Raw genomic sequence first — 18,423 nt, forward strand, 5'->3', positions numbered from 1 at the left:
ACTTTGGCTAGCCTTTTTCAAGCATATTTTTATTTTAGGATGCGATTTATTTCACGCCATACCAGGCAATGCCTTCAAACTTCCAACCTGCCTTGACCAGTTGAGTTTTTTCGTAGCTACTTGAAGTATTGAAGTGGGCTCCGATGCCGGCTGCTGGATTGTAGAGGCGGTAGACAGGGCTTCCTGTCTTATCGGCCGTATGGAAGGCCACGCCTTCTGACTTCCAGCCTGCTTGGCTGGTCAGGACCTTGACTTCATAGCTTGAGGTCGTGTAGAGGTGTTCACCAGATTTTGGATTGTAGACCCGGTAGACACTAGCTCCGCTGCTTGGAGCCTTAAAGCCGATGCCCTCTTGCTTCCAGTTCTTATCTTGCTTGATGAGCTGGTTGTATTCATAGCTTGATGAGGTGTAGAGATGCTCGCCACTGACCTTATTGTAGAGGCGGTATACGGCCTGACTCTTGACCGTTGTAGACGGTTTTTCAGCAGGTTTGCTTGCTGTTTTATTCAAAGTCACTTTCACTGTCTTTGTAGCAATAACTTTGCTCGTGTCTGCCGCAGTTCCTGCTGTATTGCTCGCATAGATTTTCACGGTCGCAGTGTAGGTCTTAGTGCCGTTGGCCCGCAGTGTGTCCAAAAGCTTCTGGCCGGTTGCTCCGTTGGTCCCTGCCAGGTCAACTTCATAGAAGTAATTGCCTTTTGCGAGACCATCCACTGGAAGGAGGGCAGGATTTTTAGCTGTACCATTGTCTGACCAAGCTGCTTGTGAGGCTGAGTTCAAGAGCAGGCGAGTCAGCATACCATCACCACCAAAGGCTTCAAATGGAATCGTCTGGTTCACGCCCGCAGTGAAAGGTCCAGGGGCTTTCGCCTTGTCAAGCTTGTCTGCAGAGACGTTGGTTGTGGCATTGATGTTATCCGTAAGACCTGCGACATTGACTTGGATTGTCTTAGTAGCGATGACCTTATGGGTATCTGCTGTGCCGTCAGTGCCTGCATTGTAGACTTTTACAGTAGCCATATAGCTCTTCTTGCCGTTGGCACGAAGTGTATCAAGGAGTTGCTGGCCGGTCGCTCCGTTAGTGCCTGCAAGGTCGACTTCATAGAAGTATTTTCCTGAGCTCAGGCCATCAACTGGTAAAAGGCCAGGGTTCTTAGCTGAGCCATTATCAGACCAAGGCGCTTTTGAGGCTGAGTTCAAGAGCAGGCGGGTCAACATACCGTCGCCACCAAAGGCTTCATAAGGGATGACCTGATTGACACCGGCAGTGAATGGGCCAGGTGCCTTTGCATTGGCGAGCTGGCCTGCAGTGACGTTTGTTGTGCTATTGATGTTATCTGTCAGGCCCTGGATGTTAATATTGATGCTCTTGCTTGTGATGATTTTTGAAGTGTCCGCTGTCCCAGTCGATGCATCAGCCGCGTAGACTTTTACAGTGGCTGTATAGGCCTTTGTGCCGTTTTCACGAAGTGTGTCGAGGAGGGCTTGACCTGTCGCTCCGTCTGTACCGTCAATATCGACTTCATAGAAGTATTTTCCAGAAGCAAGGCCATCAACTGGCAAGATAGCGCTGTTTTTGTCTGTGCCGTTATCTGACCAGGCTGATGTCGCTCCCTTGGCAAGCAAGAGACGAGTCAGCATGCCGTCACCGCCAAAGGCCTCCAGAGGGATAACAGAGTTGACGCCGGCAGTAAATGGACCAGGTGCTGAAGCATTTGCCAGCTTTTTAGCATCGACCGTTGTTGTCGCATTGACGTTGGATGCGATACCAGACGCAACGGCCTGGTCTTCAGTAGACAGGGCCTGAGGCTGGACTTGTGTGCTTTGATTTGTTGTTTCAGCGAGGGCTGTGACGGTACTGCCAACGACTCCTCCAGCTGTCATAAGCAGTGAGAGGACTGAGGCTGAGTAGAGCCAGGTCTTGCCTGATTTCCATGAGCGGAAGTTTGTTTTGTTTTCATTTTTCATTTTTAGGTTCTCCTTTTTCTTTGAGAAGGTTAAATATCATTTACAAATTAAGTATAAGAAAAAAGCCAGTTTTGAACTACTGACATTTTCTGTATTTTTTATGTGAAATTCACAGAAAGTTTAAGAAGGCTTATCTTCCTTCTTCTTCCTTGCCTGTCTTCTCCTCCAAAAGTTTAATTCGACTCATCAGCTGATGCTCGCCCAAAAGAATCACAAGGAGCAAAATCCCCCAACCGGCCATAAATCCAGCAGTTGATAAGAGGCCGTCCGCTGTCCGGCTCAAAAAGACCCGCTCAGGATACTTGTTGGCCACATAGACGGTCAGCTTCTCTCCCTCTTGTCCCAGGCTCCTAAAATAGGCATCCAGTGGCCGACGTTCGTAGTTTTTTCCTTCAAAGCTGTATCTGACCTCGTGGACAGAGCGGATATCATCGCCTCTGACAATCAGGCCCTGGGTCGGACTCTTTTCAAGATTTTTATTGGCAATGTGCACGCCGGTCAAAAAAATCGAGCTGGCCAAGAGACCAATGCCTACGATAAGCATGACCAGGCGGATGATGACCTGGATGATTTTCACTGTTTTCTTCATAAAACTATTGTACCATTTTTAAGGCTAAAATTATGTTAAAATTAAAGTAATTAGAATTAGAAACAGGTAAATGAAAATGTCTTTTGACGGTGTCTTTTTACATCACATGACGGCTGAACTGAGCAATGTCCTCACGGCAGGCCGGATTCAAAAAATCAATCAGCCCTTTGAGGCTGAACTTCTCTTGACGGTCCGTAGCGAGCGGGTGACCCACAAGGTCTTGCTATCTTCACACCCGCAATTTGGCCGTGTCCAGCTGACCAAGAAGGATTATATCAATCCTCAAGAGGCCAACACCTTTGTCATGGTCTTGCGGAAATATCTGGCCGGTGCCTTTATCGAAAAAATCGAGCAGGTCGACAATGACCGCCAGCTCTGGATTCACATCTCGACCAAGGATGAAATTGGCGACAATCTCAAGATTGCCCTGGTCATCGAAATCATGGGCAAGCACTCTAACATCATCCTGATGGACAAGACTTCTGGTAAGATTATCGAGTCGATCAAGCACGTTGGCTTCTCTCAGAATCAATACCGGACGATACTTCCGGGCTCAACCTACATTGCCCCGCCAAAATCTGAATTTCCCAATCCTTTTACGGCCTCTCGAGAAACCATCTTTGAGGCCCTCCAGACCAATCAGCCACTGATGGGGGTCGCTAAAGACACTCGACAGGGGCTCGCTAGCCTCTCTATCGACGCCTTCCAGGAGGCCTTGGAGACAGTCGTCCCCTCTATCTATCCTAACGACCGCTTTTCAGCCATCAAGATAGCTGAGGATTATCAGGCCTTTGACAGCCTCTCTGACATGCTTGACTTCTATTATGCTGACAAGGCTGAGCGGGACCGGGTCAAACAGGTGGCGGCTGAAGTCATTCGCCGGGTCCAAAATGAGCTCAAGAAAAATCGGGATAAGCTCAAAAAGCAGGAGCAAGAGCTTGCAGCTACCGACAAGGCTGAGATTTTCCGCCAGAAAGGCGAACTGCTCAACACCTATATCTCGCAGGTCCCTAATGACAAGCCTAGCGTCACGCTGGATAACTACTATACCAATGAGCCTATCGAGATTGCCCTCGACCTCTCTCGCACACCGGCCCAAAACGCCCAACGCTACTTCCACCGCTATCAAAAGCTAAAGCAGGCTGTCAAGTTCCTCGGCGAACAGATTGACCATACAAAGGAGACCATCAGCTATCTGGAATCGGTCGAGAGTAACCTGGAAAACGCCGACGTCGCTGAAATTTCCGACATACGTGAAGAACTCATCCAGACCGGCTTTATCAAGCAACGCCACCGCAATAAAAAGCAGAAAATGCTGCCGCCTGAAAAATATCAGGCTGAGGACGGGACCATTATCCTGGTCGGCAAAAACAACCTGCAAAATGAGCAGGTCAGCTTCAAGCTGGCAAAAAAGGGCGACCTCTGGTTCCACGTCAAGGATATTCCAGGGTCCCACGTCTTGATTACCGGCAATAGCGACCCGAGCGATGAGACCATCACCTTTGCGGGCGAGCTGGCCGCCTACTTTAGCAAGGCCAGAAACTCAAATCTGGTCCAGGTCGATGTCTTGGATGCTAAGAAACTGCATAAACCGACCGGTACACCGCCTGGCTTTGTGACCTATAATCGAGAGAAGACGATTCGAGTGACGGCGGATGAGGCGACGATAAAAGCAAGAAAAGTAAAATAAGATACAGAGACGCAGAAATAACTTTCTGCGTTTTTTATCTAAAAACTAAGAACAATAAGCCTAGTTTATCATTGACTTATGGTAAAGATAAGAATATAATAAAGTTGTGAAAGCGTTTTAATTTGTTTGAAACTTTAACTAAAAGGGGAAGCCTATGAACAAAAAGCTTGTCGCAAGCGGTCTTGTCGCTTTTGCTCTCTTAGGGAGTGTAGCTTTTGCAAAAGAGGCCAGTGCAAACAGTACCATCTATCGTCTCTACAATACCAACAATCAGGCCCATCTCTGGACTTCTAGCACAAATGAAGCTCAGTCTCTACCTGGGATTGACTGGAACTGGAATTATGAAGGCCGTGCCTGGGTAGCTCCTAGCAAGGGTACTAACATCTACCGGGTCTACAATCCAAAATCTGGCGAGCACATCTACACTGAGTCAACCAATGAGGTCGATGTCTTGTCTAAGAACGGTTGGCGATCTGAAGGTGTGGCCTTCCATTCAGCTGACAAGTGGGGCAAGCCTGTCTATCGTTTGTTCAATGCTAAGGCTGGCATCGGTGCCCATTTCGTCACCCTGAGTAGCTATGAACGTGACCAGCTTGTCAAATCAGGCTGGAAATATGAAGGCATTGCCTGGCGCGCCCTCGGGAACTTCAACTGGACAAAGGCGCAATATAATGCCCTGAAAGAAGGCTCATACACTGGAGCTGGAGGAACAAGCTATAGTAGCATCGTCTCACAACATGGTAATCCTCAGGAAACTTCAACAACAGAATACGGTAATATTACCTACTTAGCCGTTAGCTATAACAATAGCGACGACTTAATTGATCAAACCTATCGTTCTGTCACCCTCCTCTTTGTTAAGCAAGCCAATGGTGCTTACAATCTCGTAGATAAGAGCATCACAAATGTGAAATAAAAGAAAAGCCACTTTGAAGTGGCTTTTCTTTACCCTTTATCCTGCTCTCAAGACCAAGAAAAAACCAGTCAAACACTGGTCTTACTTTTACAAAATCTGCTCAAAATCAATCTTCCCAGCCCGCTTATCCGCAGAGATAGGATGGACCACAATCTTATCGCCAATCCGATAAGCAAAGTCGGTCTTATTGCCCTTGATAATCTCTTCTTCCTCATCGAAGTCGAGCTTTTCCTTGGTCGGGCTCTTGAGATTCATGATGCGGACGAGGCCCTCGATGGTATTGGGCAACTCGACAAAGCAGCCAAATTTCTGGATGCTGGTGATGGTGCCTTCAAAGGTCTCATCGAGGTGGTCAGCCATGTATTCTGCCTTCTTCATGGCATCAACCATGCGTTCAGCGACGACTGCCCGACGTTCCCGCTCAGAGCTCTGCTTGGCAATGGCAGGGATTTTCTCCTTTTGCTCTTCCTTGATTTTATTAGAATGATTGTCAATATAGAGATGAATCAAGCGATGCACGAGCAGGTCAGGGTAACGTCGGATAGGACTGGTAAAGTGGGTGTAGTTCTTTGAGGCCAGCCCGTAGTGGCCAGTATTCTTTTCAGAATAAATCGCAGTCGACATGGTATGACGGAGCTGGTAGCTCATCGACAGCTCATAAGGCGTCCCCTTGATTTCTTCTTGGAAGTACTGGAGGGCCTGGTTGCTGTTGGACGACAGATTGAAGCCCTTGTCTGCAGCCATGTCTTGGAGTTTTGCAAAGGCCTTTTCTTTTGGCAAGTCGTGGATCCGGTAGATGGACGGGAGCTTGTTCTTGATAAAGTAGGCCGCAACCGTCTCATTGGCCGCCAGCATGAAGGACTCAATCATCCGCTCCGCCGTGTCCCGGTCGCGTTTGATGATGTCGATAGGGTGGCCTTTTTCATCGAGGACAATCTTGGCCTCAGACTCAGGAAATTCAATCGCCCCCCGGTCGTCACGAGAGCCTTCTAAAATCTCGTGGAGGTCTTTTGCGACTTCGAGCGAATCAACAATCTTATCAAATTTATCCCGCATCTCCCGGTGGCCTTCAGCCCCCTTGGTCAGGATTTTATTGACGTTGTTGTAGGTCATCCGGTAGGTCGTCTTGATAACAGACGGCATGATTTCAGACTTGACGACCTTGCCCTTATGGTCAATTTCCATGACACATGAGAGGGTCAGGCGTTCTTCTGCTTCATTGAGAGAGCAAATCCCGTTAGACAGGCGTTCAGGGAGCATTGGCACCACCCGGTCAACGACGTAGACAGAGGTCCCCCGCTCGATGGCCTCTTCATCAATGATAGAGCCTTCGGTCACATAGTGAGAGACGTCAGCGATATGAACACCGAGCTCAAAATTACCATTGTCTAATTTTTTAATATGAATCGCATCATCCAGGTCCTTAGAGTCGTCGCCGTCAATGGTGTAGGTCAGCTCCTCACGGAAGTCCCGCCGGCCTTCAAGATCGGCTTCATCAATGGTCTCAGGAATGCTGTTTGCCATCTTGAGCACTGGCTCTGGGAAGCCTTCAGGAATGCCGTTGCCTGAAAGAATCTCAAGAACATCAAGGCCTGGGTCACCCTTGTGACCGATGACATCCGTCACTTTCCCAATAAAATGCTTGCGATAGGCTGGATACTGGATGATTTTGACCCGGACCAGATCTTCTGCCTGGAAGCCGGCTTCTTTGACAAAAAGATTGTCAGGCAATTTCTCATTGCGGACGATGATCCGGGCGACAAAACCATCTTTAGAGAAGTTTTCCCGGTCCTTCTTGCCAAAAGGAATGTAGCTCCCGACCACTTCTGTCGTCGCACGTTCGACCACCTTATTGATGACCCCGTCAGCCCCGCGTTTGGCTGATTTTGGATGGAGGACCTTGACTTCGACCGTATCACCGTGCATGGCATCCTTGGTGTTACGAGGGCCGATGAAGATGTCGTTTTCCTTGGTCGTTTCAGTTTCAGGTGTCACAAAGCCAAAGCCCTTGGGATGGGAGTGGAAGACACCTTTAATTTTATCTTTTTCTTTTGTTTCAGTTTTTACTTCAGTTTTTTCGGCTTTAGCCATGTTTTTTTATTTCTCGCTTATTCTAAAATTCTTTTCTTATTATAACACAAAAAAAGGACCTCAGATAGCCCTTGTTTCCCATAAGCCTGTAGCCTTAATCTCTTGGAGGCTTGCCTCCATATCATCCGTCAAGATGGTAATGTGGCCCATCTTCCGGTTATGCTTGGCTTCTGGCTTGCCATAGTCGTGCTGATGCCAGGCTGGATGGCTGGCTTTAAGTGCTTCAGCCCCTGCGACATGTTGGCCCAAGACATTCATCATCAGGGCAGGCTTGAGAAGCTCTGGCTCAGGGAGTGCCTCGCCCAAAATCCCCTTGATATGCAGGTCAAACTGGCTGAAGTCACAGGCCTCAATCGTGTAGTGACCACTATTGTGCGGGCGGGGAGCCAGTTCATTGACATAGAGTTCGCCCTCAGCCGTCAGAAACATCTCGACACAGAGAGTACCGGCTAGCTTCAGCTTCTTAGCAATCATTAGGGCCATGCTATAGGCCTTTTCCTCGACTGCCTTAGAAATCCTGGCCGGTGCAATGGTTCTGTGCAGGATATTCTCCCGGTGATCATTTTCAGCGATGGGAAAGAAGACGACCTCTTGACCATTGCCTGACATGATGACTGAAATCTCCTGCTCAAAGGCGACGAAATCTTCGAGAACGCAGTCGGTCTGAGTTAAAAGATCACGGGCCACCACCAAGTCCTCATCCGTCTTGATCACCACCTGCCCATGACCATCATAGCCACCTGTTGTGGTCTTAAGGACCTGCTTTTTGACGACCTGTTCAGGCAGAGCTTTAGGGTCATCTAACCAGCTCCAGTCAGCTAAATTCACACCACAAGATGCCAAAAAGGTCTTTTCAGCCTTGCGGTTCTGCGTGATTTCCAACATCTTGATGGACTGGGGAATCGCAACCACCTCTTCAATCTCACGCAGGGCCTCTGCTGAGACGTTTTCAAACTCATAGGTCACGACATCAGAGGCATAGGCCATCCGCAAGAGGGCGTTGACATCATCATAGTCAGCCTGAATCAGCTCATCAGAAGTCTTAGCCGCCGAGCAATTAGGATTAGGGTCGAGGCTAATGACCTTGTGTCCCATGTACTGGGCTGAGATGGCCATCATCTGGCCCAACTGGCCCCCACCAATAATACCTATCGTCTTCTTTTTATTTTCCATAATCTTATTATAGGATTTTCGTTCGGAAAAAGGCCTCTCTTATCCCAAAATATAGAAAAAAACCAAAACTAACGTTCGGTTTTTACTGATCAAAATTATCATTATCCCATTCTGGAGAGAGAAATTCCTCATTATCCAGCGTATAGTCGGTCTGACTCGGAGCCTTCAAGAAACTCTGAATCTGCTTATCGACAGCCAGCCAGCCCCGATTGCCGAAGTGGATGGTTTCTTCGACATAATACTTTTCATTGTACTTGTCGGTCAGGTCGAGAATATTCGTAAAGCCTTGCGACTGGAGCTGATAAGTAATCTTGTTGGAGAAGTCCTCCAGCTTGTCGTAAGAAAGGCCGGTGTAAGAATACCAGGCACCATTGACGGGCTGGATGACAAATTGCACATCGTCATGATTCTTGGCAAAGAGATTGAGGAGTTGCTGGAAGTCAGAGTACTCCGGGCTTTGGAGGTAGCTGACATTCTTCATTGAGTCCTTCCTCTGCTTCTCTTGCGGAGCCAGATTCTTGGTCCAGACACTGTTTTTGACCTGGTATTTGTTATTATCTGAAGCCTTTTCACCAGCCTCATAGGCCAGCTTGTCCAGCTCGTCAAAATTTAATTTGTCTGGCAACTCTTGATTGAGGGCGGTCAGATTTTCAGGGTGGAGCTTCAGCTTGCCCAGGTTCAGCCCTGAAAAGAGGGCATCCTCCCGGTCATGAAGCCGAGAGCCTGCATCAATCTGGAGCTTGTCGGCCAGATAAATCGGATGCCCCGCCGCCAACTGTCGCATGGCATTGACGATGGCCGGGTCATCCAGAGACTTGAAGCCTAGCATCCGCTTGGCCAGACTCTGTGTGGCCTTGTCCTTAGGGTCAGCCGACTTCAGCCAGCTGTAGAGGGCGTCTTTGGAGACAAAATTGCTGAGCTCCGCCTCACTGGTCCCTTTTTTAGAGAACCACTGAGGACTGATGATGAAGACGATTTTACGGTTTTTCATCCGATTGCCGGTCGAGCTCAGATAATAGAAATTCGCCAGTGACTGGGTCCCTGGAGCCCCAATCAGATAGGGCGTGACCTTGGGGTCATATTTGGCAAAAAAACTGCTGGGATGGAAGGCATCAAAGTGCTCCAGCTCAGACGAGCCCATGATGGGCAAAAAAGTCTTATCCGCCAAGGCCTGGTCTTTTACAGAGCTCCCGATGTAAAATTCCCGGATTTTTGGATTGATTGCGACTTCCTTTAGCGTATCCTTGGCATATTTTGGTGTGATGGACCAGGGGCCAAAAATGACCAACCCCACCAGGATAAAGGCGAAAATCACAGGCAGGATATGATTCCAAATCTTGTGTTTTTTCATTTGTTCTTCCTTAGTTAAATCTTTTATAACATCTTAGAGTTTCTCTTGAATCCGGTCAGCAATCTTGTTGGCCGTATTCCATTCTTCCCGGTCCATTTCTGAAGGTGGCAGGCTCACACTAAAAGAGCTTTCCAGCTCGACGATAAGCATAATCGCCTTCATTGAGTCGAGAATTCCTTCTTCAAAAAGGTCCATGTCCAGATCTTCACGAAATTCATCCGTGCCTGAGACTTGTTCGATGACGTCAAATACTTGTTCTTTCATTTTGTTCTACTTTCTAATGTTTATGACCTAAAATATGAAAACGATAATTTTTCATAATTTTACTAATAAGATGGCTACCTTCGGCTTACTTAAGTGAGCTACAAGCATTGCCAGATTAAAAGTTTGGAATTTCAACATGCATTCCCAAAGCCCGTTGCAGTGCTGTCCAAGGCAGGCCTGAGAAAATCAGGAAGCCAATCATGACCGCATTAAAGGTAATGAAGATGCTGACCGCCCGGGTCCATCGGTTATCTGGAATTTTAATTTTCCGTTTTTTCTTAAAGCGGGTCCACCAGTCATAGCCAATCATGAGCAGGGCGTGGTAGATCCCGTAGGCTACATAATAAGGCGTGAAGCCGTGCCAGAAACCCATGATGGTCATATTGACCAGGTAGCCGACATTCGAAGTCGTCGTCATCTGCTTAAACCAGCGTTTGACCATCATGAATTTGACAAATCGCATGAAGACAAAGTCTCGGAACCAGAAGCTAAGACTCATGTGCCAGCGTTGCCAGAAATCATGAATCGACTTGGCCAAGAAGGGCTTGTTAAAGTTAATCGGCGTGTCAATCCCCATGATATAACTGATCCCAATCGCAAAGAGACTGTAGCCGGCAAAGTTAAAGAAGAGATAGAGGCCGTAGGCATAGGCTGAGATGGCCATATTGACAAAGCCAGGATTTTGGACAGCCTGAATGGCCACCCCGTGCAGGACATAGGTCTGAATCAGGTAGCCGATAATAAAGTTGTATAGAAAACCTTGGAAGATAAAGAAAATCCCTTTACCAAGCTTCTCAACATACTTTTCCCTATCGACTGGCGTCTGCATATCCTTCTGAAAACGCCTGAAGCGGTCAATCGGACCTGACGAAATCGTCGGATAAAAGTAAAGGAAATAGAGGAAATCCTTTACTGGCAGAGCCTTAATCAGGCCATCCCGAATTTCTAAAATTGTAGAAACGGTCTTAAAGGTCACATAGGATATCCCCAGAAAGCCAATGATTGACGAGGGATGAGCCGGGTCAATGACCGGCGTGAGCTTAACCACAAACAATGGGGCAATCGACAAGAGGACGGCGACTACAAAGACCCAGGTCTTATTTGCCGAACCCTCACGGGTCCTGTAATGCTCGTAGAGCTTGATCAGGAGGGTCTCAAAGACACCAAAGCCCAGAATCGACCAGATGCTCATGGTCGAGCCAAAAGTCAGCCAAAGAAAGGCCAGTGTAAAGAGGACCTGATAGCCCATCCACTTCTTGCCATAGGCATGCGCGATAACGAGCGGGATAAGGGCCAGGCCCAACCAGATAAAGTAGGCGGGTGTTCCGTAAGGTTGCACTAAGCTTTACCTCCTAGACTCGCCTCCAGGGCCTTTCTATCGACCTTGCCATTTTGATTGAGCGGGAAATCATCGACATAGACAAATTTTGTCGGCATCATGTAGTCCATGATGCTGGTCGAAAGCTCTGCCTTCAATGCCTTGGTATAGGCCCGGTCGGGACTTTCTTCTTTGACGACCAGGATGGCGACGAGGCCTGTGACCTTGTGGTCGGCATTTTCTTGAGGCAGGACGAGTGCTTTTTCGACTTGCTCTAAGCCAAGCAGGTGGGACTCGATGTCCTGGAGCTCGATTCTAAAGCCGTTAAACTTGACTTGAAAGTCAATCCGACCGTTATAATTCAGGATGCCACGTTCATCGATAAAGCCGGCGTCGCCCGTATGATAGGCAGGCTGACCATCGATCTCAAAGAAGGCCTCGGCCGTCTTTTCAGGATTTTCAAAGTATTCCTTAGCCACAGAGTCGCCGAGGATGACGATTTCCTTGTCAATGATGCGGAGCTCTACACCAGGCTTGGCCCGGCCGATAGGGACCCGTTTGTATTGCTCGAGAATTTCAGGCGTGACCTGGATTTCAGAGATGGCACCAGTCGCTTCCGTCGGCCCGTAGGTATTGTAGATAGCCACATTAGGAAAGGCCTTGAGGAGCTTGGTCCCTGTCTTGTGAGTCAGCTCCTCGCCACAGAAGATAAACTGCTGAAGGCTAGGATGATTAGCCTCGACAAAACTGGGGTCTAGCAGGCAGATGTCAACGAAAGATGGGGTTGAAATCCAGGTGTTGATGGTCGTGCTGTTGAGTCGTTCAAACAAGAGCTTGAAGTTATTGGTCTCGTCTTTAGAGAGGGAGACCAGGCTCCCACCCTGGGTCAGGCTGGGATACAAGCTGAAGATAGAAAGGTCAAAGCTGTATGGGGGTTGCTCGAGAATTTGATTGTCAGAAATCTTGACAAAATCCTCATTCATCCAGCGGGTAAAGCTGACCAGATTGTCATGGGTTACCGCAACACCCTTGGGCACGCCCGTCGTCCCTGAGGTATAGATGATGTAGTTAATGTCACTACCTGAGACGGCCTTACTCGTATCAAGCTTGTCAAGATCAAAATCAGGATTGGCCTGGTAGGCCGTGAAGTCGATGGCTTGGCTAAAGAGCTGTTTGAAGTTGCCTTCAACTTCTGCTGTCAGGATGACAACAGAGGGCTGAGAAACACTCAAAATCAGCTCTGTCCGCTCAGCTGGCGTGTGGGCATCGACAGGGATATAGGCACGCCCCGTGAGATTAGTCCCCAGCATGGCTGCAAGGCTCAGAAAGTCATTGCGACCAAAAACCAGGACAGGACGCATGCTGTCGGCCTCTGCTTCGATGAGCTTGGCGATCTGGACGCTGGCATCCATCAGCTCCCGATAGCTAAAGGCCCGGTCTTTTTCAGCAAGAGCAGTAAAGTCCGGCTTCTGCTTAGCAACATCAATAATTTGTTCTAATAATTTCATTTTGTTCTCCCTAAAAGCGATTAGAACTCATTGTAGATAAAGTGGGCACCGCCAGAATGACTATAGGAATAGAGATAAAGCAGGGCCATGATGATTAAAAAGTACATCAATGTCTTCCCGATAATCTTCCAAATTTCTTTACTTTTCATACTCCTCCATTCTAGCAAAAAAATCAGGGCCCAACCTTACAATTTTGTAAGATAAGCCCTCATTTTATTGCACTTATCCTTAATTTAATTATACACTTTTATGTTAGGAGTGTAAAATAACTGAAAAAGACTAGCTATAAAAGAAACGCTCGATAATCCCCTGAGCCTGCGGGTTTTCACAGACCTTCCCGTGGTTGGTATTATACTCGCTTCCCCCAAAGACCTCAAAGCTGACCGGACCCCCTTTTTTCTTGAAGAAATGATAGGTCGAAAAGCTATCCGCCCAAGGAACAAAATTATCCGACTCCTTACTGCCCGGGTGTTTAGCTGAGAGTAGGAGGGTCTGCGTATCTTTAGGAAACTTCTCTGAATTCTCGGCCCAATAACTATATTCGGGCGAGCGCTGCTTTGGACCATTTTTTAAGATGTCCTTGAGGCTTTCGCCTGGTTCAGCAGCATAGCGGTCGTTGAACATGCCGTCCAGCGAGACAAACTTGCCGACCTTTGGCAGTTCCTTATCATTAGAATAATTCATCAAATAACGCAGGACCCCCGCCGCACCGGTCGAGTAGCCCAGCATATTGACATGTGGCATATCGTAGTGGGCGACCAGGTAGTCCATGGCTGCCTTTATGCTGTACTCGTAGAGCTTGGGGTCGTTGGTCCCCTTGGTCATGCCGAGGGCAATCATCGGGTAGAGGTTGCCTTTTTCAATTTTCCCTGTGACATTGACCTTGTAGCCGTCGGTCGGGTCAACCAAGATTTTCAGGCCTGGTTTGGCTGGATTATTATCAGACTGGTCAATGGCTTTGATCAGCCGGTCAATATTTTTCGTCGTGTCACCTGAAGAGCCCGTCATATATAGGCTTGGGATGACGACCAGCTTATGGTCAACCTTGGCATAGACCTGCTTCTCAGGCGGCTGATTGGTCTCAATAAAATATTTGTAAGAAAGGACACCAGCTAAAAAGACCAGGCCGAGACCTGCTAAAATCAGGAGGCCGTTGAGTATCCTCTTGGTCCTTCGCTTATTTTTTCTACTTCTCAATACAATCAATCTTTCTAATTATTGATAAAAGAATACCTTGGCGTAGTTGATAGCCTTTTCATTTTGGGCCACATGGGCATGGTCTGAATAAGGGCCATCAAAGATGTGATAGCTCACTGGATTGCCGTTTTTTTGAAGAAGCCAGTAGACAGAAAAAGTATCTGCCCAGGGCACGACCCCGTCTGTCTCTTCTTTGGTGTTGTAGTTGCCGGCCAGGAAAGAAACCTGGATGTCGGGCGAGAGCTTCTGGTAGTTGTCCAGCCAGAATTTGTAGTATTTGGACTGGATTTTCGCCCCGGTCTGTAAGACTTCCTTGTAGTCCTGGTCAGGCTGGGCGGTTGAGGCATTGTACTGGCCATCAAGCGAGAGGAACTTCTTAACAGGAGGCAGGCTCCGGTCAAAGCTGTAATCAATCAGATAGTGATAGACGCCTGAACCACCGGCTGAATAGCCCATGACATTGACATAGGGAACATCGTATTTGCCGGCCAGATAGGACATGACAGCGTGGAGGGCCTCCTCGTACTTGGTAGAGTTATTGGTCCCCTTTTCCATGCCGACCTCGATGATGGGGTTATGGCTTCGCTTATCCAGCTTGCCTGAGACCTTCAGGCTGTTATCCTTGTTCACGACAATCTCAAGACCCCGCTCAGCGTGGACGGTCTTATCCTTCAAGATTTCGGTAATCATTGGGTCAATGCTTGAGATTTGGCCATCCGAGCCTGTGATGTAAATCGTCGGATAGATAGTAAGCTTGCCGCCTGATTTTTCAGCTGGAGGCTCGTGGGTCGCATTGCTATAGGCAATACCTGAGGCAAAGCCTCCGGCCAGGAGGGCGAGCCCTGTAGCAATGCTCAAGCTAATTTTCACCGTTTTTTTCATTATTTTGTCCTCGCGAGCTATTTTAGAAAATTATAAGTCATTGAACTGAAAGCCAGCTGAAATGAGTGGGAAAATTTACGATTGTCTGAGAAAGGCCTCTGGCACAACAACGCTGTTTATCTAAGCGTTATGGCCAGAAGCCTTTTACTTGTTCAGTTCTTCAGTTGAGGCTATTGACTGCTCAGCAGACGCATTTCTGAAGGCCTCTAAGCTCTTGTAAAGCTGGGCATCTTCATTGGCCAGGAGCTGGGTCGCATAGAGGGCTGCATTTTTTGCCCCGGCCACACCGATCGCCATGCTGGCCACCGGCACTCCAGCCGGCATCTGCACAATGCTATAGAGGCTGTCAACACCTGACAGGGCCCGGCTCTGTATGGGCACCCCAATCACTGGCACCAGTGTCTGGGCGGCGACCATGCCAGGCAGGTGGGCGGCCCCACCAGCTCCAGCGATGATGGCCTTGTAGCCAGCAGACTTTGCTCCAGCCGCAAAGTCTGCCATAAGGGCAGGTGTCCGGTGGGCTGAGACGACCTTCTTGTCGTATTCAATTCCAAAATCGTTCAGGATTTTTCCTGCTTCTTTCATGGTCTCCCAGTCTGAGATAGAACCCATGATGATTGCTATTTTTGCCATTTTTTCTCCTTAGTCGATAGCGACAAGATTCTCCTCTTTCTTCACATAATCAATCGCAAGGACCAGCCCCAGCACCAGGAGCTCATCTGCCTTATTCATGACCTCGATTTGGTACTTATCTCGGATGGAAACCCAGGCCTTATCAATCCGGCCCAGGGTCTGGCCATTGCGTTGAATCTCGAAATTCATATCCCAAATATTACCGACAAGCTTGATGCCCAGGGCATCAATATCATATTTCGGCTTAAAGACAGAAAGCTTCTTCGTGATGGTCGCAACGGTCTCGCCGTCGATTTCTAGGAAAAATTTTGGCAGGAGACTGACCAACTTGTGAACCACACGGGCCCGGGCCTTGCCGTCCTTATCATAAATCGTAAATTCCTTTGGAACCTTCAAAAAACTGCCTTTGAGGCGATATTTTTCATTGCCGGCCTCATCTTCGACCCAAAACTCGCCAGCCAGTGAAAAGATTTTTCCGTTGACCTCTAACATACTCATGCTAAACTCCCTTACTTCCGATGTCATGACGGTAAAATAAGCCGTCAAATTTTATTTTATCAAGTTTATCATAGAGTAATTGTTGGGTTTTTGCAAGCTCTCTACCGCTCGCAGATACAAGCAGGACCCGGCCACCTTTGGAATAAAGCTGACCATCTTTTTCCGTCACACCTGCATAGTAAAGCTCCATATCATCGCCCAGCTCTGGAAGCTTCACAGAAGCCTCGACCTTGCCAGGATAGCCTTCTGAGGCAATGACAACACCGAGCCTGACGCCATCTTTCTCCCAGCGAGGCTCGACTTTCCTGCCTTCAAGAAGGGCTAAAATCAGTTCCAGCAGGTCAGACTCGAGTCGGGGCAGGACAACCTGGGTCTCTGGGTCGCCAAATCGGGCGTTGAATTCTATGGTTTTTATCCCATCTGCTGTCAGCATGAGGCCAGCGTAAAGGACACCAGTAAAAGAGCGTCCTTCAGCAATCATGCCAGCGACTGTCGGCTTGACCACCTGCTCAAAGGCCTCATTGACCACTGCTTCAGGAATATGGGGCACCGGACTATAGGCCCCCATGCCTCCTGTGTTTGGCCCCTTATCGCCATCAAAGGCCCGCTTATGGTCCTGGGCAATCGGCATCGGATAGATTCTGCCTTCATGGACAAAGCTAAAAAGTGAGAATTCTTCGCCTTCCAGATATTCTTCGATGACGACCTTGCCTTGGTCACCTTCAAAAATGTCTCGGAGGGCGACTTCTGCTGTGTCTAAATCCATGGCGACGGTCACACCTTTGCCAGCAGCGAGGCCATCTGCCTTGATGACAATCGGTGCCCCTTGCTCACGGACATAGCTTAGAGAAGCCTCTAAGCTCTCAAAGCTGGAGTAGACCGCCGTTGGGACATCATATTTTGCCATCAGGGCCTTGGCAAAGTCCTTGCTGACTTCGATTTCAGAAGCTTCTTTAGTCGGACCAAAAATCTTGAGGCCGGCTTCTAAAAAGGCGTCGACAATGCCATTTGCCAGGGCAGTTTCCGGCCCTACAAAGGTCAGACCAATCTTATTTTCCTTGGCAAAGTTGACCAGGGCCTGATTATCCAGCTCACTGATAGCGACGGGCTCAATCCCGTCCTGCTTCATCCCAGGATTGCCAGGGGTAACGTAGACCCGCTCTGCCAGCGGGCTCTCCATCATCTTCTTTGCAATGGCGTGCTCACGACCGCCTGCTCCAATTACTAGTATATTCATAGTTATATTTTATGCAAATTGTTCGTCTTTGAAAAGAAAAAGTCCTGATTCCAGGACGCTTATCTTTTTATTGTTCGGAAAAAGGCCTTGCTGACTTCTCGGGCTGTCCGCTCGACATTGGCCAGTGTGCCTTCTTTTTTCATGGCTTCATCAAGAGGCAGAGGCCTTGACTGGATGGAAAAGCTGGCCAGGAGTAGCTCATCAAGCTGACCTAGGTCGGCCTCCACAGTTCCTGCCAGGGCAATGACCGGTACAGAAGCCCGCTCAGCCAGTCTGGCAATCCCATAAGGGACCTTGCCTTTTTGACTCTGGGCATCCAGCCGGCCTTCGCCAGTGACGACCAAGTCCACCTTTGGAATCGCCTGGTCAAGGCCGATGATGCTGGCAATCGTCTGAAAGCCTGATTTTAGCTCACCATCAAGCAGGGCAATCGCGCCACCAAGACCGCCAGCTGCACCTGTTCCCGCAATTGCCTGAAGGTCGATGCCTTTTTCTTGCTTCATCATTTTAGCAAACTGCAGGGCCTGCTGGTCCATGGCTTCAATCTGCTCTGGGCTCGCCCCCTTTTGTCTGGCAAAGGTCCTGGCATAGCCTTCAGGGCCGGCGTAGACATTATCGACATCTGTCAGCCCAATCAGTCGGAGACCAGACAGATTTTCTTTTTCTAACGCCTCATAAAATCCCAAGCCACCGTCAGAGCTCCCTGTCCCACCTAGGGCAAGCAGAATCTCCGTCGCCCCACGCTTTTTGGCATCCAGGACAAGCTTAGCTAAACCTCTGGAACTAGCCGCTGCGACCGTCTCAGAACTCGGCCTGATCTTGTCAATGCCCAATACTGTCGCTCCCTCGATAAAGGCCTGCTGGCCGGCTAAAAGATAGCTCGCCTGGACAGACCGTCCCAATAAGTCTAGCGTCTCAACAGGAATCATCTCTCCAGTAACCTCCTGGCGAATAGCTTCAAGGCTCCCCTCGCCACCATCGGCCACATCAAAGGTCAAAACTTCCGCATCCGAAAAAAGGGACAAGACGCCCTTTTTCACTGCCTGATTTAGTTCATGAGAGCTGGCTGAGCCCTTAAAGCTGTCAACTGCAACAAGAATCTTCATC

The 18,423-nt window shown here is 48.6% G+C and carries 17 protein-coding genes; 2 read left to right on the plus strand and 15 right to left on the minus strand.

Annotated elements, in window-relative coordinates; all coding sequences use genetic code 11:
- Nucleotides 1–46 precede the first annotated feature (46 nt).
- Together NtB2_RS06120 and NtB2_RS06125 are read right to left on the minus strand one after the other, a co-directional pair.
- The gene (locus NtB2_RS06120; RefSeq protein ID WP_109246069.1) at nucleotides 47–1,969 is read right to left on the minus strand and encodes an SSURE domain-containing protein; all 1,923 of its coding nucleotides are present in this window, start codon (nucleotides 1,967–1,969) and stop codon (nucleotides 47–49) included.
- Nucleotides 1,970–2,099: 130 nt separating this feature from the next.
- A complete protein-coding gene (locus NtB2_RS06125) occupies nucleotides 2,100–2,558 on the minus strand; it encodes a DUF3592 domain-containing protein (protein WP_109246070.1) in 459 nt (152 codons plus the stop codon).
- Nucleotides 2,559–2,634: 76 nt separating this feature from the next.
- Between NtB2_RS06125 and NtB2_RS06130 the strand changes: the two genes are divergently transcribed.
- Together NtB2_RS06130 and NtB2_RS06135 are read left to right on the plus strand one after the other, a co-directional pair.
- Nucleotides 2,635–4,248, plus strand: coding sequence for an Rqc2 family fibronectin-binding protein (locus NtB2_RS06130; protein WP_109246128.1), 1,614 nt, complete (start codon nucleotides 2,635–2,637; stop codon nucleotides 4,246–4,248).
- A 154-nt stretch (nucleotides 4,249–4,402) separates the two neighbouring features.
- Nucleotides 4,403–5,164 (plus strand): glycoside hydrolase, family 25, encoded by a 762-nt coding sequence (locus tag NtB2_RS06135; RefSeq protein ID WP_109246071.1) that lies wholly within the window; start codon nucleotides 4,403–4,405, stop codon nucleotides 5,162–5,164.
- 87 nt (nucleotides 5,165–5,251) lie between these two features.
- Here the strand turns inward: NtB2_RS06135 and rnr are convergent, their stop codons facing one another.
- From rnr to NtB2_RS06200, 13 genes are all read right to left on the minus strand, one after another.
- Nucleotides 5,252–7,255: a ribonuclease R gene (gene rnr, locus NtB2_RS06140; RefSeq protein ID WP_109246072.1), complete on the minus strand. Its 2,004-nt coding sequence runs from the start codon at nucleotides 7,253–7,255 to the stop codon at nucleotides 5,252–5,254.
- A 60-nt stretch (nucleotides 7,256–7,315) separates the two neighbouring features.
- Nucleotides 7,316–8,431, minus strand: coding sequence for a 5-(carboxyamino)imidazole ribonucleotide synthase (purK, locus tag NtB2_RS06145; RefSeq protein ID WP_369689562.1), 1,116 nt, complete (start codon nucleotides 8,429–8,431; stop codon nucleotides 7,316–7,318).
- 79 nt (nucleotides 8,432–8,510) lie between these two features.
- The gene (gene dltD, locus NtB2_RS06150; RefSeq protein ID WP_109246074.1) at nucleotides 8,511–9,779 is read right to left on the minus strand and encodes a D-alanyl-lipoteichoic acid biosynthesis protein DltD; all 1,269 of its coding nucleotides are present in this window, start codon (nucleotides 9,777–9,779) and stop codon (nucleotides 8,511–8,513) included.
- 33 nt (nucleotides 9,780–9,812) lie between these two features.
- Nucleotides 9,813–10,043, minus strand: coding sequence for a D-alanine--poly(phosphoribitol) ligase subunit DltC (gene dltC / locus NtB2_RS06155; protein ID WP_109246075.1), 231 nt, complete (start codon nucleotides 10,041–10,043; stop codon nucleotides 9,813–9,815).
- Between the two features lie 115 nt (nucleotides 10,044–10,158).
- Entirely contained in the window at nucleotides 10,159–11,382 is a 1,224-nt protein-coding gene (dltB, locus tag NtB2_RS06160; RefSeq protein ID WP_109246076.1) for a D-alanyl-lipoteichoic acid biosynthesis protein DltB, read from the minus strand.
- The gene (gene dltA, locus NtB2_RS06165; RefSeq protein ID WP_109246077.1) at nucleotides 11,382–12,869 is read right to left on the minus strand and encodes a D-alanine--poly(phosphoribitol) ligase subunit DltA; all 1,488 of its coding nucleotides are present in this window, start codon (nucleotides 12,867–12,869) and stop codon (nucleotides 11,382–11,384) included. The genes dltB and dltA overlap by 1 nt, the downstream gene beginning before the upstream one ends.
- 20 nt (nucleotides 12,870–12,889) lie before the next feature.
- Nucleotides 12,890–13,018 carry a teichoic acid D-Ala incorporation-associated protein DltX gene (locus tag NtB2_RS06170; RefSeq protein ID WP_109246078.1) on the minus strand — a complete coding sequence of 43 codons (129 nt, stop codon included), beginning with the start codon at nucleotides 13,016–13,018 and terminating at the stop codon, nucleotides 12,890–12,892.
- A gap of 130 nt (nucleotides 13,019–13,148) precedes the next feature.
- Nucleotides 13,149–14,066 carry an alpha/beta hydrolase gene (locus NtB2_RS06175; protein WP_109246079.1) on the minus strand — a complete coding sequence of 306 codons (918 nt, stop codon included), beginning with the start codon at nucleotides 14,064–14,066 and terminating at the stop codon, nucleotides 13,149–13,151.
- A gap of 18 nt (nucleotides 14,067–14,084) precedes the next feature.
- Nucleotides 14,085–14,948: an alpha/beta hydrolase gene (locus tag NtB2_RS06180; protein ID WP_109246080.1), complete on the minus strand. Its 864-nt coding sequence runs from the start codon at nucleotides 14,946–14,948 to the stop codon at nucleotides 14,085–14,087.
- A gap of 144 nt (nucleotides 14,949–15,092) precedes the next feature.
- Nucleotides 15,093–15,581 (minus strand): 5-(carboxyamino)imidazole ribonucleotide mutase, encoded by a 489-nt coding sequence (gene purE / locus NtB2_RS06185; protein WP_109246081.1) that lies wholly within the window; start codon nucleotides 15,579–15,581, stop codon nucleotides 15,093–15,095.
- A 9-nt stretch (nucleotides 15,582–15,590) separates the two neighbouring features.
- On the minus strand, nucleotides 15,591–16,079 hold the full coding sequence (locus tag NtB2_RS06190) for an LURP-one-related/scramblase family protein (RefSeq protein WP_165814971.1): 489 nt from the start codon (nucleotides 16,077–16,079) through the stop codon (nucleotides 15,591–15,593).
- A gap of 1 nt (nucleotide 16,080) precedes the next feature.
- Nucleotides 16,081–17,316: a phosphoribosylamine--glycine ligase gene (gene purD / locus NtB2_RS06195; protein WP_109246083.1), complete on the minus strand. Its 1,236-nt coding sequence runs from the start codon at nucleotides 17,314–17,316 to the stop codon at nucleotides 16,081–16,083.
- A gap of 59 nt (nucleotides 17,317–17,375) precedes the next feature.
- Nucleotides 17,376–18,422: a glycerate kinase family protein gene (locus NtB2_RS06200; RefSeq protein WP_109246084.1), complete on the minus strand. Its 1,047-nt coding sequence runs from the start codon at nucleotides 18,420–18,422 to the stop codon at nucleotides 17,376–17,378.
- Nucleotide 18,423 lies beyond the last annotated feature (1 nt).

The organism is Lactococcus termiticola, from assembly GCF_003116835.1.
Classification (GTDB): domain Bacteria; phylum Bacillota; class Bacilli; order Lactobacillales; family Streptococcaceae; genus Lactococcus; species Lactococcus termiticola.

Excerpts from the sequence above, each read along its gene's own strand:
- purE (WP_109246081.1), bottom strand. The coding sequence starts at position 15,581 with ATGGCAAAAATAGCAATCATCATGGGTTCTATCTCAGACTGGGAGACC.
- dltA (WP_109246077.1), bottom strand. The coding sequence starts at position 12,869 with ATGAAATTATTAGAACAAATTATTGATGTTGCTAAGCAGAAGCCGGAC.
- dltC (WP_109246075.1), bottom strand. The coding sequence starts at position 10,043 with ATGAAAGAACAAGTATTTGACGTCATCGAACAAGTCTCAGGCACGGAT.
- dltD (WP_109246074.1), bottom strand. The coding sequence starts at position 9,779 with ATGAAAAAACACAAGATTTGGAATCATATCCTGCCTGTGATTTTCGCC.
- NtB2_RS06120 (WP_109246069.1), bottom strand. The coding sequence starts at position 1,969 with ATGAAAAATGAAAACAAAACAAACTTCCGCTCATGGAAATCAGGCAAG.
- NtB2_RS06200 (WP_109246084.1), bottom strand. The coding sequence starts at position 18,422 with ATGAAGATTCTTGTTGCAGTTGACAGCTTTAAGGGCTCAGCCAGCTCT.
- NtB2_RS06130 (WP_109246128.1), top strand. The coding sequence starts at position 2,635 with ATGTCTTTTGACGGTGTCTTTTTACATCACATGACGGCTGAACTGAGC.
- NtB2_RS06125 (WP_109246070.1), bottom strand. The coding sequence starts at position 2,558 with ATGAAGAAAACAGTGAAAATCATCCAGGTCATCATCCGCCTGGTCATG.
- purD (WP_109246083.1), bottom strand. The coding sequence starts at position 17,316 with ATGAATATACTAGTAATTGGAGCAGGCGGTCGTGAGCACGCCATTGCA.
- NtB2_RS06180 (WP_109246080.1), bottom strand. The coding sequence starts at position 14,948 with ATGAAAAAAACGGTGAAAATTAGCTTGAGCATTGCTACAGGGCTCGCC.
- NtB2_RS06135 (WP_109246071.1), top strand. The coding sequence starts at position 4,403 with ATGAACAAAAAGCTTGTCGCAAGCGGTCTTGTCGCTTTTGCTCTCTTA.
- rnr (WP_109246072.1), bottom strand. The coding sequence starts at position 7,255 with ATGGCTAAAGCCGAAAAAACTGAAGTAAAAACTGAAACAAAAGAAAAA.
- NtB2_RS06170 (WP_109246078.1), bottom strand. The coding sequence starts at position 13,018 with ATGAAAAGTAAAGAAATTTGGAAGATTATCGGGAAGACATTGATGTAC.
- NtB2_RS06190 (WP_165814971.1), bottom strand. The coding sequence starts at position 16,079 with ATGAGTATGTTAGAGGTCAACGGAAAAATCTTTTCACTGGCTGGCGAG.